Origin of the sequence: Phenylobacterium sp., from assembly GCF_041913825.1 — a bacterium.
Classification (GTDB): Bacteria; Pseudomonadota; Alphaproteobacteria; order Caulobacterales; family Caulobacteraceae; genus Phenylobacterium.
Genome location: NZ_JAYSEO010000018.1, coordinates 39998 through 53720 on the forward strand (window position 1 = coordinate 39998; position 13723 = coordinate 53720).

The following is a 13723-nucleotide window of genomic DNA, read 5'->3' on the forward strand; positions in this document are numbered from 1 at the left end:
CCGGGGTGCGCCTGACGACGAGCGCCTCGCGCCGCGATCGCAGACCCGCGTGGGGGCCGGCGGGAACGAAGGCTGACTTCGTTTACGTCCCTGAAAGATTGAGCGGGCGGTATGGGCTGGCGCGTCAGCGTTGTATCCTGGAGTCTGCGTTCTGATGTTCCATCGTCGCGGCGCGGCCGCCAACTTCCTTGCGAACGCCGGGCCGAGCGGTGCGGGGCCACGAACCGGGCGTCTGAGCCGGCCGGCGCGCGGCGCGGCGTTCGCTTGCCTCACAGCGCTGGCGCTTTGGGCCGATCCGGCGCCGCCGGCGTACGCTGAGGCTTTCACGGTCGGCGCGCCAACCGGGCAGCTGGACCTGGATGTGGGCAAGGGCAGCCTGCTGCGCCTGGATCGCCCCGCAGCCAGCGTGTTCATCGCCGATCCCAACATCGCAGACGTTCAGATCAAGTCCTCGACCCTGGTCTATGTTCTTGCCAAGGCGCCAGGCTCCACAAGCCTCATCGCTCTCGACGCTTATGACAGCACCATCGCCAGCATCGCCCTTGCGGTCGGCCATGATGTCGGCCGCCTCAGCGAGGCGCTGCGGAGCCAACTGCCCGGCGCGCGGATCCAAGTGTCGGCGCTTAACGACGCCGTGGTTCTGAGCGGCGTGGTGAGCTCCGCGGCGGAGGGGGACGACGCGGTGCAGCTCGCCAATCTGTTCCTGCCGCCGCGCGAGGGCGGCCCCAGCCGCGTCATCAACCGCATGATCGTCGATGCGCCCAACCAGGTGAACCTGCGCGTGCGGGTGGCGGAAGTGTCACGCGACGCGGCGCGCCAGCTTGGGTTCAACTGGGAAAGCCTCGCCTCGGTGGGCGACGGCGGCGGCTTCGTGGGCTGGGCCACGGGCGTCGACATCGTCAGCGGGACAGGATCGATCACTCGCCCTTCGGGCCAGGCGGGGGCGATCATCGCCGGGCTGGTGAACCCCGAGAAGGGTCTGAACATCAACGTGCTCGTGGACGCCCTTGAGCAGAAGAACCTCGTGAGCATCCTGGCGGAGCCCAATCTCACCGCCGTGTCCGGCGAGCCTGCCAGCTTCCTGGCGGGCGGCGAGTACCCGATCCCCGTGCCTCAGGGGCTCGACCAAGTCTCCATTCAGTACAAGCAGTTCGGCGTCAGCCTCAACTTCGTGGCGACGGTGCTCGACGGCGGCCGCATCAGCTTGAATGTCCGTCCGGAGGTCAGCCAGCTGTCACAGACCGGCGCGATCACCCTCAACGGCATCACCGTACCCGCGCTCACCACCCGCCGCGCCGAGACGACGGTCGAACTGGCCAGCGGCCAAAGCTTCGCCATCGCCGGCCTGCTGCAGAACAGCATCGCCCGCGACCTGCGCCGGCTGCCCGGCGCAGGCGACGTTCCGATCCTGGGCGAGCTGTTCCGCTCCCGCCGTTTTCAGCGCAACCAGTCGGAGCTCGTGATCATTGTCACGCCCTATCTTGTTCAACCGAGCCGCCGCCGATTGGCCACGCCCGCTGTGGAGTCCCCCGCGCCGGCCCCGCAAACCTCCGGCGAGACGGGCTGAGATGAACCGCCTCCGGCCCCTTGCGTTCGCCCTAGGCCTCGCCAGCCTGTCCGCCTGCGCCGGCGATCCCGAGTTGCGGCTCGCGGCGGATCTGGGCGGCTGCGCCAAGGCTGGCGAGGCCGGTTTCGGCTGCGCCACGCAGCGAAATCTCGAAGCCATGGTCGCCAATCCGGCCGATCTGGCGGTGGGTCAGCCGAACGGCCCGCCTTCCGGCGCAGAGGCGCTGACGGCCGTGCAGCGTCTGCGCCGTGGCGCGGTGAGACCATTGGGCTCCGGTGACGGCCCAGACCCGCCGGCCGTGGTCGTCCAGCAGGCCCGCTGAGGCCGCGTCACGCGGCGCGGCCAATGCGATGATCCGCTGGCCGCAGCGGGTCGCGCGCCCGTGCGACAGACCGCGGCCTCGTTGCCTGAACGCCCGACGCGCTAGAGTCCCGCCAGGGTCACCATCCGGACCAGCTCAGGGACATTGCGCGCCTGCGTCTTGGCCATGATCTCGGCCCGGTATCCCTCCACGGTCCGGACGCTGATGCCCATCTCCTGGGCGATGGTCTTGTTGAGCTTGCCGGCCACCACGCCGCGCAGCACCTGGTTCTGGCGCGGCGACAGCACGGCCAGGGCGGCGCGCCAGCCGCTCACCTGAGCGGGCTCTGGCGGCGGCTCGCTGGTGGAGGCGCTCACCAGCCGCTCGATCACCTCCGCCAGCCGCGCCGGCCGGAAAGGCTTCTGCAGGAAGTCGTTGGCCCCGGCCTTCATGGCCTCCACTGCGACGGCCACGTCGGCATGGCCGGACACGACGATGATTGGCAGGGTGATGCCGGCGGCGCGCAGTCGTCGCACCAACTCAACCCCGTCCAGCCCCGCCATCCGCACGTCGGTGACGATGCACCCGGGGTCCAGCGCCGGGTCGGCGAGCAGATCGGCTCCCGACGTATAGATGCGGGTGCCGTAGCCCGCCAGGCCAAGCGCGAAGGCGAGGCTCTTTAGAACCTCCACGTCGTCGTCGACGATGTGAACACAGCAGTTCCCAGGCACTTGAACTCTACTCCATGCGCAGAACAGGAGCGGCGGCGGTCAGGCCGCCGCCGCCGGAGCCGTAGCCAGAAGCAGGTCGATCGCCTCGGCCAAGGTCACCAGATTGTAGGGCTTGGCCAGAAAGCGGGTGCGCGCGTCCGCCAGGCCATCCTTGAGAAGCACCGCATCGTCCGTGTAGCCGGAGGTCAGCAGCACCGGCAGGTGCGGTCGGATCACCCGCGCGTGGTCGGCCAGCTGCCGGCCGTTCATGCCGCCTGGCATGACCACGTCCGTGAACAGCAGATCAAACCGCCGGGCCCCGCCGAGAAGGTCCAAGGCGGCCGGCCCGTCGCCGACCGCGAGCACCCGATAGCCGAGCTCGGTCAGGCGCTGGGCGATGTTCTCGCGCACGAGGTCGTCGTCCTCGACCACCAGGATGCGGGCCTGTCGAGCCCGCGCCGGCCGCGCCTTCACGGGCCTCGGGCCGTCGCCGGCCTCGTTCGGCGCCGCGGGGATGAGCATGCGCACCTGGGTGCCTTCGGCCTCCCGCGAGGCGATCGCCAGGTGTCCCGCGGACTGTTTGGCGAAGCCATAGACCATGCTCAAGCCCAGGCCGGAGCCATGCCCTGGGGCCTTGGTGGTGAAGAACGGTTCTATGGCGTGCTCGAGGACGTTGCTGCTCATGCCGCTGCCCTCGTCCTCCACGGCGAACGCCACATAGGCGCCGGGGGTCAGGCCCAGCGGCGCGGCGTCCGCCTTGCCGAGGGTCACCGGCGCTGCGCTCACCCGGATGGCGCCCCCGTCGGGCATGGCGTCGCGGGCGTTCATCACCAGGTTCATCAGCGCCGCCTCCAGCTGGGCGGGATCGGCAAGGCACCGCAGGCCGCCGCCCGGCGCGGTGAAGACCAGCTGGATGTCCTCGCTCACCGCCGGACGCACGAGGCTCAGCAGGTTGTTCAGCAGGCCCTGAACCCGCACCGGTTCGGGCCGCAGGGGTTGATTGCGGGAGAACGCCAGCAATCGGCTGACGAGGTCCGCGCCCCGCTCGGCGGCCCGCAGCGCCAGGTCGGCCTGGCTGCGCCCGGGACTGTCGCTCGGCAGCGTTAGGGCGAGGCTTTCCGAGGCCGACATGATGACCGTGAGCAAATTGTTGAAGTCATGGGCGATACCGGCGGTCAGGCGGCCCACCGTCTTGAGGCGCTCGCTACGGGCGAGCGCCTGACGAGCGATCTTCTCCTCGTGGATGTCGGTCAAGGTGGCCACCCATTCCGCCACGCGGCCATCGCCGCTGCGGACGGGCACCGCCCGGGCCGCGCAATGTCGGAATGCGCCCTGCTCGTCGCGAGCGCGAAACTCCCGGGCCGAGGCCTGTCCGCTGCGGATGGTCCGCGCCCACCAGTCACGGGTCTCCGCCCGATCGTCCGGGTGCACGGCCTCCAGCCAGGCGTCGCCCCGATAGCTGGCGTACGAGGCCCACCCGCGCGCCTCGGTCATGGCGCCGCTGGCGTCGGCGCGCCACACCAGGGCGGAGGTCGCCTCCACCAGCGCCCGGTAGGCCAGTTCGCTGCGCTCCAGCTCCGCATGGGCCCGCACCAGGTCGTCGCAGTCCGCGACCACCCCCACCCACTGGACCTCGCCGCTCGCGGCGACGATCGGGGTGCCGCGCACCCGGTACCAACGGTACTGACCATCGTCGCGCCGCAGGCGGTGTTTCAGCTCGATCAGGCGTGGGTTGCGCCGCGCCGCTCGCCAAGCGTTGAAGACCGCGCGCGCATCTTCCGGATGCAGGGCGTGCTTCCAGCCGTGCCCCAACCAGCCCTGCAGGCCCGTCACCGCGTCGGGCGGCTCCAGCGCCTCCACACGGCCGGCCGCATCAGCGCGCCAGACGACCGACCCTGCGGCCTTCACGAGCGCCCTGAACACCAATGCCGCTTCCGTCGCCACGCTGCGCCGTCTTCCCCCAAAAGCCGCCACATTGCTGTGCCGGCCGCCTTAACATCTCGTGAAATCCATAGACCAGGAAGGCCGGCAGCGCCCCGCGGCGCGCCGCCGCGACCAGCCTGCCATCGGCGCTTGAACCGCTGCGGGCCCACCACGCCTGGGCGTGGGGGCGCCCCCGTAATCATACGGGGGCGCCAGCACGCTCCCACATTTTGTCGGCCCTGCGTTAGTCGTTATTTCGCTGTGGAAGCCCAGCGACATGTAACGGGGCGATCAGCACATGAATACTTCCTCCGATAAGGACGCACGATCATGAAGACGATGCTGAAGAAACTGTCCCGTGACGAGCGCGGCGCGACGGCTATTGAATACGGCCTCATTGCTGCCTTCATCGCTCTTGCGATGGTCGTCGCTCTGCCGAACATCAAGACGAACCTCGGCGACAAGTTCACCGACGTGAACACCGAACTCGCCAAGTAGGACGCGCGCCCAGTCGAGACCAGCCGCGACCACAGATCGCAGGAGGCGCCTGTGACCGACTACTCAAATCTGGTTCTCGGCCTGGGCGCAGGCGGATCGCTCGCAGGGCTCATCTGGAGCGCTGCGAGCGATCTGCGCGCATTCCGAATTCCCAACGCCGCCTGCCTGCTGATCTTGGCCGGCTTCCTGGCGGCCACGCCGGCGCTCGGCCTCCCCGCCCTGGCGAGCGGCCTGATCACCGGCGCTGTGACCCTGCTCGTCGGCCTCGCCCTGTGGCGTTGCGGCTGGGTCGGCGGCGGTGACGTGAAGCTGGCCGCCGCCGCCGCCGCGTGGGCGGGCCCAGGGCTGATCGAGGCGTTCGTGTTGGCGACCGCCCTTTCTGGCGCGGCCCTTGGCCTGCTGTTGCTATCGCCGGCGCGGCGCTGGCTGCCGACGCCCGCGGACGGGGAGATCCGCGAAAGCCTCGCTCAGCCCATGCCCTACGGCGTGGCCCTGGCGCTTGGCGGCGCCATCGTTCTGACGATCCGGGTCGGCGGGGCCGCCTGACCCTGCCCTGAAGGTGCCCTCATGCCGCTCCGCCTCCGTCGCTGGCTGGTCCTCGGCCTTGCGCTGGCCATCTCGGCGCTCAGCATCGTTCTCGCCCAGGCCTGGCTGCAGAACCAGCTTGGCCAAGCCCGCGCGACGGGTCCGGCGCCAGCCGCCCCGGCCCGCCAGGTGCTGGTGGCCCGCGAGCCGTTGGCGGCCGGCGCCCTCCTCAAGCCCGAAGACCTGCGTTGGCAGGCGTGGCCCGCCAACATGCCGGCCGATGGCTATCTGACCGCCGCTGACGGCGCGCTCGACTCCTACGCCGGCGCCGTGGTGCGCAGCGACCTGAACGCCGGCGAGCCGCTGACCCCGGCCCGGCTGGCGCGACCCGGAGACCGCGGCTTCTTGGCCGCGGTTCTGGAGCCGGGCCGGCGGGCGATCACCATCAACGTCTCGGCCAGCACCGGCATGGCCGGCTTCGTGTTTCCCGGCGATCGTGTCGATCTGATCCTCAGCCGCAACATCGCCGGCCCGGGCGAGCCGCCCCGATTCGTCAGCGAGACGGTGCTGGGCGACGTGCGGGTGGTGGGGATGGACCAGCGCACCGCCAATCCCAAGGCCGAGGTGGTGGCGCCGCAGACCGCCACGCTGGAAGTCACGCCCCGGCAGGCGGAGGTGGTGGCCCTGGCCGGCGAGCTCGGCCGCCTGTCGCTGGCGCTGCGCAGCCTGGGGAAGGCCGACGGCGCGCCGGAACCTCTGCATGTGGTGACCCGCACAAGCGACGTGGCCGGCCTTTCGCACGCCGCCTTGGACCGGCCCCGCGCCGGTCCGGCGCCGGTCCGTCGCGCCGCCTCGCCGCCGCCGCCCCCGCCGCCGCCGCCGCTCGTGGTGGTTCGTGGGGCGCAGGCCGAGATCGTGGGCGGCGTGTCGTGAGCCGCGCGCTCGGCCAAGGCGCGACTGCGATGAAGCTGGCGCGGTTGACCCCGGCGGCGACAGCGCCGGACCTGCTGGCGGTGGCTGTCGACCCGGTCACGTGCGAGGTTCTGCGCCAGGGGCTCGGCCAGCTCGGGTGCGCGCCGTCGCGGGTCTCGGAAGGCGGCCTGGCCGCCGCGATCGCCCTCCTGCGCGCCACGCCCTCTCCCGCCGTACTGGTGGTCGACATCTCCGACTGCGCCGACCCCCTCCGCGACCTGGATCAGCTGGCCGAGGTCTGCGAGCCGCAGACCCGGGTGCTGGCCATCGGCGCCGCCAACGACGTCCGCCTCTACCGGGAGCTGCGGCGGCTGGGCGTCGCGGACTACCTGCCCAAACCTCTGGCCGCCGACCAGCTGCGCACGGCCGTGGAGGCCCTCCTGGCGGCGGATCCGCCGCCGAGCGCCGCCACGCCTGCCGTGGCCGGGGGCGCCACCGTGGCGGTGATCGGGGCCCGCTCCGGCTGCGGCGCCACGAGCCTGGCGGTCAGCCTGGCTTGGGGGCTGGCCAACGACCAGCAGCAGCGCACGGTGTTGCTCGACCTCGACCTGCAGGCCGGCACGACGGCGCTCAGCCTCGATGCGGAGCCCGGCCGCGGCCTGCGCGAACTGCTCGCCAACCCCGAGCGGCTTGACAAGCTGCTCATCGGCTCGGCCGCCGTCCAGCAGGGCGAGCGGCTGAGACTGCTGGCGGCCGAGGAGCCGCTTGATGCGGACCTGCGTCTCGGCGGCGAAGGTCTGGACGCCCTGGTGGGCGTCCTGCGGGCGGACGGTGACAGCCTGGTGATTGACCTGCCGCGCCGCTTCGACGCGCTCTGCCGCAGCGCCCTGCGCGCTGCTGACACCGTGATCGTGGTCACCGACCTCAGCCTGGCCGGGCTGCGCGACACCCAGCGGCTGCTGCCCCTGGTCACGGCGTGCGCCGGCGGCGCCGTGCTCCTGGCGGGGGGACGGGTGGGCGCCACGCCGGGGGAGCTCAGCGCCAGCGACTTCCAGCGCCACCTGCAGCGACGGCTGGACGTCGAGCTGCCCTTTGACGCCAAGGCCGCTCGCGCGGCCGCCGAGCAGGCGCGCCCGCTCCTTTCCGCCGTACGTGGCGGGCCGCTGGCGGACGCCCTGCAGCGCCTGCTCGCAACGGTGGCCGGCGGCGGCGCGACCGCCACGCTCGCGGGCGCCCCGCGCGCCCCCCTCCTCAAGCGTTGGTTTGGATCCTGAAGGCATGTTCGGCCGCCGCACCGCCCCGCCGCTTCCCCCCTCGGCTCGGCCGCCTCGTCGCACGCCGCCGCATCTCACGGTGCTTGAAACGCCCTCGGCGCCGCCGGCCGAACTGGCGCCGCACGTGGCGCCGCCCGCCCCCGAGGCCGCCGTCGACAAGCTGAACGACGTGGCCAGCCGCCTGCTGCCGCGTGTGCTCGACCGGATCGACAGCGAGGCTGCGAGCGGCCTCAGCCGAGAGGCTTTGGCGGAGCAGCTGGCGAGCCTGATCTCGGAGCTCGCCCAGGAGCTGCGCCTGCCCCTGAACCATCGCGAGCAGGGTGACGTGGTCACCCTCCTGGTCAACGACATGCTGGGCCTCGGGCCCCTGGAGCCCCTGCTGGCCGACGACAAGGTCACCGACATCATGGTGAACGGGCCGCGGCAGGTCTATGTGGAGTCCGGCGGCAAGCTGGTGCTGAGCGACGCCCGCTTCCGCGACAACGCCCATGTGATGAGCGTGGCCACGCGCATCGTCAGCCAGGTGGGCCGGCGGGTGGATGAGTCCTCCCCGCTGGTGGACGCGCGCCTGGCCGACGGCAGCCGGGTGAACATCATCATCCCGCCCCTGGCCATCGATGGGCCCTCCATCTCCATTCGCAAGTTCTCCAAGCGGCGCATCGATCTCGACCTGATGGCGCGCCAGGGCAATGTGTCCGCCGAGATGGCGACGGTGCTGAAGATCGCCTCGCGGTGCCGCCTGAACATCCTGATCTCGGGCGGCACCGGCTCCGGCAAGACGACCCTGCTGAACGCCTTGTCGCAGATGATCGCCGCCGATGAGCGTGTGGTGACCATCGAAGACGCCGCCGAGCTGCAACTGCAGCAGCCGCACGTGGTGCGGCTGGAGACACGGCCGGCCAATCTCGAAGGCCGCGGCGAGATCACCATGCGCGAACTGGTCAAGAACGCCCTGCGTATGCGGCCGGACCGGATCATCCTTGGCGAGATCCGCGGCGGCGAGGCCCTCGACATGCTGCAGGCGATGAACACAGGCCACGACGGGTCCTTGGGGACCATCCACGCCAATCGGCCCCGGGAGGCGCTCACGCGACTGGAGAACATGGTGGGCATGTCCGGCGTCAACCTGCCCGCCAAGGCGGTGCGGACCCAGATCGCCGCCGCCGTCCAGATGATCGTCCAAATCAGCCGCATGCGCGACGGCGTGCGGCGCGTGACCAGCATCACCGAAGTGGTCGGCATGGAGGGCGAGGTGATCACCACTCAGGAGCTGTTCGCCTTCCGCTTCACGGGCGAGGGGCCGGACGGCCGCCTGCAGGGGCAGTTCGATTCCGCGGGGCTCCGGCCGCACTTCACCACCCGGGCCGAGTACTTCGGCCTCGATCGGCTGCTGCTGGAAGCCATCGGATGAGCCTGCCGCTGCTGCTTTGCCTCGCCCTGCTGCTGACTTCGGTCGGCGTGTTGGGCGCGCGGCTGCACGCCGAGCGTCGGCCCCTGATGCTCCGGGCGCGGCGCCTGGCCGCCGCCGGCGGCCGGCCGACCCCGGCCAGCGTGGTGCGTCGCTCCGGCGGCTCGCCGCTGGATCGCCTGGCCCGGCAGCTGCTGCCCAGCCCGGAGGTGCTGCAGGCGCGACTGCGGGCCACCGGCCGGCCCCTGCGCCTGGGGAGCTTCCTGGCGGTCAATGTGGCCCTGGCCGTGGCCGTCGCGGCGCTGGGCCTGGCGCTCGGAACGCCGCTGGGCCTGGCCCTGCTGTCGGGGCTGGCCAATGGCCTGCTCCTGCCCCACCTGGCGGTGGGGGCGATGATCGGCCAGCGCCGCCGGCGCTTCCTGGCCCTGTTCCCCGAAGCCATCGGCCTGATCGTCCGCGGCCTGCGCTCGGGCCTGCCGATCACCGAGGCGGTGAGCATCGTCGGCGCGGAGATCGCCGATCCCGTCGGACAGGAATTCCGCAGCGTCAGCGACCAGATGCGGCTGGGCGTGCGGCTCGAGGACGGCATGTGGCAGGCGGCCCGTCGACTGGACCTGGCGGAGTTCAACTTCCTGGTCATCGCCCTGTCCGTGCAGCGCGAGACCGGCGGCAATCTGGCCGAGACGCTGGAGAACCTGGAGCAGATCCTGCGCCGGCGTCAGCAGATGGCGCTGAAGATCCGCGCCATGTCGTCGGAAGCCACCGCCAGCGCGCTGATCATCGGCGCCCTGCCCTTCTTCATGGCCGCGCTCATGTGGGTCGTCAGCCGCGACTATCTCACGGTGCTGTTCACCGATCCTCGCGGACAGCTGATGCTGGCTGGCGGCGTGGGCAGCCTGGCCGCCGGCGCCATGATCATGCGCCAGATGGTGAGGTTCGAGATTTGACCCCGGCCGATCTCGTCGCCGCCCTTGGGCCGCGCCCCCTGCCCATCGCCCTGGCGGTGGGCGCCGCCAATTTCCTGACCATCTTGATGATTCTGCGCGCGCTGTCGTCGCGCGACGTGGCGAGCGGCCGGGCCCGGGCGCTGCTAAGGCGGCGGCAGGAGCTCCGCGCCGAGCGCCTGCAGCCGCGCCAGCGCGCGCTGGCGCGCACGCCGGTGGACATCGCCACCCAGCTCAGCCGGCGCCTCCGCCTGAGCGGCAGTCGGGAAGCGCGCTCCGCCGCCGACCTGCTGGCCCAGGCTGGCCTGCGGGCGCCCGAGGCGACCCATGTCTACCTCGCCGCGCGCCTGCTGGCCCCGCCCCTGGCGGGTCTCGCCGCCTATCTGCTCTCGCCCGCCCTGTCCCTGCCGCCCGGATTGAGCCCTCAGCTGGCGGTGATCGGCGCCGGTCTTGGCCTGGGCTATTTGCTGCCGCAGGTCCTGCTGCGCAATCTGATCCAGCGCCGGCAGGCGCGCATCCAGCGGGTCCTCCCGGACGCGCTGGACCTCTTCGTGATCTGCGCCGAGGCCGGGCTCAGCCTGGACGCCGCCGTGACCCGCGTCGCTCGCGAGATCCGGCCCAGCGGCCCCGACCTGGCCGACGAGCTCGGCCTTTGCGCCATCGAGCTGGGCTTCCTGCCTGACCGGCGCGAGGCGCTGGCGGCGCTTGCCCGGCGTGTCGGCACGCCGCAGATCCGCGCCCTGGTCAGCACCCTCGTCCAGACCGAACGGTACGGCACGCCCCTGGCGCAGGCCCTGCGCATCCTGGCCGGGGAGTTCCGGGATGCGCGGATGATGCGCGCCGAGGAGAAGGCGGCCCGCCTGCCCGCCACCCTGACGGTGCCGATGATCACCTTCATCCTGCCGCCGCTGTTCATCGTGCTGATCGGACCGGCCATCGTGCAGGTCCTGAACAGTTCCTTCTGATGCCGACCGCCCCACACCCCGTCTCCCGTTTGGCGGACCTCGCCGGCGCGGCTCGGCGCCCCCACCGGGCGCAGGGGCTGGTCGCCGACACGCGGGGCGCGGCGGCCGTGGAGTTCGCCCTTGTCCTGCCGGTGCTGCTCCTGCTGCTCGCCGGCCTCGTGGACCTGTCCCGCCTGATCGCCCTGCAGCTGGAGGTGCGCGCCGCCGCCCAGGCGGGCGCCGACTATGCGCAGCGCCTCGGCTGGAACGAGGCGGGGGTGACGGCGGCGGTGACCGACGCCACGGCGCAGGCGGTGCTCGCGACACCCGCGCCGACGCTCACCGTGGCCTGTGTCAGCGCCGGCGCCCTGGTTCCCGCCACCACCAGCGCCTGCGCCGCCGGCGGCAAGCCGGGCCGTTTCGTCACGGTGGGCGCGGCCGCGGCCTTCGCGCCGGTCTTTCCCGGACCTCACCGGCTGGCCCTGCCGGCGCAGGTGGTCAGCCGCGCGCAGGTGCGGGTCGAATGAGGCGCGTCGGCATGCTGTGGCGCGACCGGCGCGGCGCCGTGGCGGTGGAAGCGGCCTTCGTCCTGCCGGTGCTGCTCGCCGCCCTGCTGGGTCTCATGGAATGCGGCCGGCTGGCCTGGACCAAGGCCACCCTGCTGTTCGCCGTCGAGGAAGCGGCGCGCTGCAGCGCCATCGGCGCCTGCGCCACCAACGCGGCGGTGATCGCCAGGGCGGTGGAGCGCGCCGGGCCGGTCGCGGCCCCGGCCAGCGCCTTCTCCGTCACCGCCGCCGCCTGTGGAACCGAGGTTCGCGCCCAGTGGACGCCGCCGTTCGTGGCCTACAAGCTGGCCCCCGGCGCGCCGCCCCTGAGGGCGCGGTATTGCCGGCGATGAGCGGTCGCCGGCCTTCCGCTTCATCCCTGTGGGCCGACGAGCGCGGTGCGGCCGGGCTGGTGTTCGCCTTCAGCCTGCTGGTTCTTCTGGGGTTCGCCGGCCTCGGCCTGGACGCAGGCGTCGGGTACGTGGCCCGGCGCAGCGCGCAGCACGCCGCCGACTCGGCGGCGTTCAGCGCCGCCGCCGCCCGTCTGGCGGCGTCCGGCGCCCCGGCCGCGGAGGCGCGGCTGATCGCCTCCGCCTACGGCTACACCCAGGGCGAGGGCGGCGACACCGTGGTGGTCAACCTGCCCGCCACCTCCGGCCCCTTCGCCGGGGACGCCCGCTCGGCCGAGGTGATCATCACGCGTCCCGCCCAGCGCTTCTTCTCGGTGTTCTGGGGGCAGGGCGGCCGCGTCATCCGCGCCCGCGCGGTGGCCCGGGCGGGCGTCATCGGCAACGCCTGTGTCGTGGCGCTGCACGAAACCGCCGCCGCCTCCGCCCTCGAGACCGGCACCGCCGACGTCAACCTGAGCGGCTGCTCGTTGCACGCCAACTCCAACAGCCCGACGGCGCTCGAGCTCAAGGGCGCGGCCACCCTGCGCGCCGATCGCGTCAGCGTGGTCGGGGGCTATTCGGTGAGCAACAACGCCGTCCTGCAGGTCGACAACGGGCTCCATTCCGGTCAGGCGCCGATCGCCGACCCCTACCGCGACGTGCCGATCCCAGCCTATTCGGGTTGCGACGCCAAGCCGGCGTTCAGCGGCGTGGTGAGCGTCAGCAACACCAGCGGCGTCAAGGTCTTCTGCAACGGCCTGTCCATCAACGCCGGGGCGAAGGTCACCTTCGCGCCGGGGATCTACATCATCGATCGCGGGGATTTCTCGGTGAACAGCGGCGCATCGATCCACGCCCATGGGGTCACCTTCGTCCTGACCAGCAGCACCGGCTCGAACTACGCGACCTTCCACACCAATGGCCAGGCCGAGATCGACATCATCGCGCCGAGCAGCGGCCCCACGGCGGGCTTGGCCTTTTACCAGGACCGTCGCGCGCCGAGCGGCGGCGACAACCGGTTCAACGGCGGCTCCAGTCAGAAGATCACCGGCGCCGTCTACTTCCCGAGCCAGAGCGTCATTTTCACCGGCGGCTCCGCCACCGCCGTGGGCGCCTGCACGCAGATCCTGGCGAGCCAGGTCACCTTGAGCGGCAACTCGAACATCCAGCTGAACTGCGAAGGCGTCGGCGTGCGCGCCGCGGGGGGCGTGGCCACCGCGCTGGTGGAGTAGGCTCCGCCTCACCGAGGCCGCTGGACCCCCAGGGCGGCGGCGCTCACGGGCGGCCGAAGTCCATCAGGGCGCGCAACGTCGGCGCGCCCGTCTGGCCCTGGCTGATCGGCGCGCACCAGTCGAAGCGACGCTCGCTCGCCGCCGCCAACCCGGCGTCGATCAGCGACTGGGAGAGGTCCAGCTCGTCCAGGCGAACGCGGGTCACCGTCCGATTGTAGGCGTCGCGCACGGTCGAAGGCGCGGCCTCGAGATTGGCGGCCTGCTCGACCATCTGTCGGACCGCCGCCGTCGCCTGCTTGGCGGCGAGCGCCTCGGCCCAGCAGCGGGCGTCGGGGATCGGCTGGGGCGCCCAGGCTCCGGTCAGCCGGATATGCTGACCGTCCACAACCAGCACGTCGGCGGCGAGCACGCGAACCCGCTCGGCTGGGCTCGGTCCGGGCCCCGGCGTGCGGGACGATTGCGGCTGCGGGTCCTCCCCCGTGCAGCCGGTGATCGCCAGTCCGAGCATCGCCGCCGTGATCCCGCGGCGCGAACACCGGTCCCGCATGGCT

At 72.1% G+C, this 13723-nt stretch carries 15 protein-coding genes; 12 read left to right on the forward strand and 3 right to left on the reverse strand.

The features are described 5' to 3' along the window. Positions 1-154: 154 nt before the first annotated feature. Together ACE3Q8_RS15630 and ACE3Q8_RS15635 are read left to right on the forward strand one after the other, a co-directional pair. Complete coding sequence (locus tag ACE3Q8_RS15630; protein WP_374471217.1) at positions 155-1567, forward strand: type II and III secretion system protein family protein; 1413 nt, start codon at positions 155-157, stop codon at positions 1565-1567. Position 1568: 1 nt separating this feature from the next. Beyond that, entirely contained in the window at positions 1569-1889 is a 321-nt protein-coding gene (locus ACE3Q8_RS15635) for a CpaD family pilus assembly lipoprotein (protein WP_374471218.1), read from the forward strand. Between the two features lie 101 nt (positions 1890-1990). On the opposite strand, the gene ACE3Q8_RS15640 is transcribed toward ACE3Q8_RS15635, so the two are convergent. Further along, complete coding sequence (locus ACE3Q8_RS15640) at positions 1991-2599, reverse strand: response regulator transcription factor (protein ID WP_374471219.1); 609 nt, start codon at positions 2597-2599, stop codon at positions 1991-1993. Between the two features lie 39 nt (positions 2600-2638). Continuing rightward, on the reverse strand, positions 2639-4501 hold the full coding sequence (locus ACE3Q8_RS15645) for a PAS domain-containing protein (protein ID WP_374471220.1): 1863 nt from the start codon (positions 4499-4501) through the stop codon (positions 2639-2641). A gap of 330 nt (positions 4502-4831) precedes the next feature. On the opposite strand from ACE3Q8_RS15645, the gene ACE3Q8_RS15650 reads away from it, so the two are divergent. From ACE3Q8_RS15650 to ACE3Q8_RS15695, 10 genes are all read left to right on the forward strand, one after another. Then, the gene (locus ACE3Q8_RS15650; protein ID WP_374471221.1) at positions 4832-4999 is read left to right on the forward strand and encodes a Flp family type IVb pilin; all 168 of its coding nucleotides are present in this window, start codon (positions 4832-4834) and stop codon (positions 4997-4999) included. A 51-nt stretch (positions 5000-5050) separates the two neighbouring features. Then, positions 5051-5545, forward strand: coding sequence for a prepilin peptidase (locus ACE3Q8_RS15655; RefSeq protein WP_374471222.1), 495 nt, complete (start codon positions 5051-5053; stop codon positions 5543-5545). A gap of 21 nt (positions 5546-5566) precedes the next feature. After that, positions 5567-6457 (forward strand): Flp pilus assembly protein CpaB, encoded by an 891-nt coding sequence (gene cpaB / locus ACE3Q8_RS15660; RefSeq protein ID WP_374471223.1) that lies wholly within the window; start codon positions 5567-5569, stop codon positions 6455-6457. Then, positions 6454-7710 carry a CpaE family protein gene (locus ACE3Q8_RS15665; protein WP_374471224.1) on the forward strand — a complete coding sequence of 419 codons (1257 nt, stop codon included), beginning with the start codon at positions 6454-6456 and terminating at the stop codon, positions 7708-7710. The genes cpaB and ACE3Q8_RS15665 overlap by 4 nt, the downstream gene beginning before the upstream one ends. Positions 7711-7789: 79 nt before the next feature. Beyond that, complete coding sequence (locus ACE3Q8_RS15670) at positions 7790-9121, forward strand: CpaF family protein (RefSeq protein WP_374471225.1); 1332 nt, start codon at positions 7790-7792, stop codon at positions 9119-9121. Further along, positions 9118-10065, forward strand: a complete 948-nt coding sequence (locus ACE3Q8_RS15675) for a type II secretion system F family protein (RefSeq protein WP_374471226.1) — start codon at positions 9118-9120, stop codon at positions 10063-10065. The genes ACE3Q8_RS15670 and ACE3Q8_RS15675 overlap by 4 nt, the downstream gene beginning before the upstream one ends. Further along, on the forward strand, positions 10062-11027 hold the full coding sequence (locus ACE3Q8_RS15680) for a type II secretion system F family protein (RefSeq protein WP_374471227.1): 966 nt from the start codon (positions 10062-10064) through the stop codon (positions 11025-11027). Before ACE3Q8_RS15675 ends, ACE3Q8_RS15680 begins: the two co-directional genes overlap by 4 nt. Continuing rightward, the gene (locus ACE3Q8_RS15685; RefSeq protein ID WP_374471228.1) at positions 11027-11533 is read left to right on the forward strand and encodes a TadE/TadG family type IV pilus assembly protein; all 507 of its coding nucleotides are present in this window, start codon (positions 11027-11029) and stop codon (positions 11531-11533) included. The genes ACE3Q8_RS15680 and ACE3Q8_RS15685 overlap by 1 nt, the downstream gene beginning before the upstream one ends. Beyond that, positions 11530-11904, forward strand: coding sequence for a TadE/TadG family type IV pilus assembly protein (locus ACE3Q8_RS15690; RefSeq protein ID WP_374471229.1), 375 nt, complete (start codon positions 11530-11532; stop codon positions 11902-11904). Before ACE3Q8_RS15685 ends, ACE3Q8_RS15690 begins: the two co-directional genes overlap by 4 nt. Then, on the forward strand, positions 11901-13172 hold the full coding sequence (locus ACE3Q8_RS15695) for a pilus assembly protein TadG-related protein (protein ID WP_374471230.1): 1272 nt from the start codon (positions 11901-11903) through the stop codon (positions 13170-13172). The genes ACE3Q8_RS15690 and ACE3Q8_RS15695 overlap by 4 nt, the downstream gene beginning before the upstream one ends. Positions 13173-13215: 43 nt before the next feature. Here ACE3Q8_RS15695 and ACE3Q8_RS15700 read toward each other — a convergent pair whose 3' ends face one another. After that, entirely contained in the window at positions 13216-13719 is a 504-nt protein-coding gene (locus tag ACE3Q8_RS15700) for a nuclease (protein ID WP_374471231.1), read from the reverse strand. Positions 13720-13723 lie beyond the last annotated feature (4 nt).

What these genes read in the sequence shown, in the direction of transcription:
- ACE3Q8_RS15630 (WP_374471217.1), top strand. Translation starts at nt 155, where the DNA reads ATGTTCCATCGTCGCGGCGCGGCCGCCAACTTCCTTGCGAACGCCGGG.
- ACE3Q8_RS15635 (WP_374471218.1), top strand. Translation starts at nt 1,569, where the DNA reads ATGAACCGCCTCCGGCCCCTTGCGTTCGCCCTAGGCCTCGCCAGCCTG.
- ACE3Q8_RS15650 (WP_374471221.1), top strand. Translation starts at nt 4,832, where the DNA reads ATGAAGACGATGCTGAAGAAACTGTCCCGTGACGAGCGCGGCGCGACG.
- cpaB (WP_374471223.1), top strand. Translation starts at nt 5,567, where the DNA reads ATGCCGCTCCGCCTCCGTCGCTGGCTGGTCCTCGGCCTTGCGCTGGCC.
- ACE3Q8_RS15675 (WP_374471226.1), top strand. Translation starts at nt 9,118, where the DNA reads ATGAGCCTGCCGCTGCTGCTTTGCCTCGCCCTGCTGCTGACTTCGGTC.
- ACE3Q8_RS15685 (WP_374471228.1), top strand. Translation starts at nt 11,027, where the DNA reads ATGCCGACCGCCCCACACCCCGTCTCCCGTTTGGCGGACCTCGCCGGC.
- ACE3Q8_RS15690 (WP_374471229.1), top strand. Translation starts at nt 11,530, where the DNA reads ATGAGGCGCGTCGGCATGCTGTGGCGCGACCGGCGCGGCGCCGTGGCG.
- ACE3Q8_RS15695 (WP_374471230.1), top strand. Translation starts at nt 11,901, where the DNA reads ATGAGCGGTCGCCGGCCTTCCGCTTCATCCCTGTGGGCCGACGAGCGC.
- ACE3Q8_RS15700 (WP_374471231.1), bottom strand. Translation starts at nt 13,719, where the DNA reads ATGCGGGACCGGTGTTCGCGCCGCGGGATCACGGCGGCGATGCTCGGA.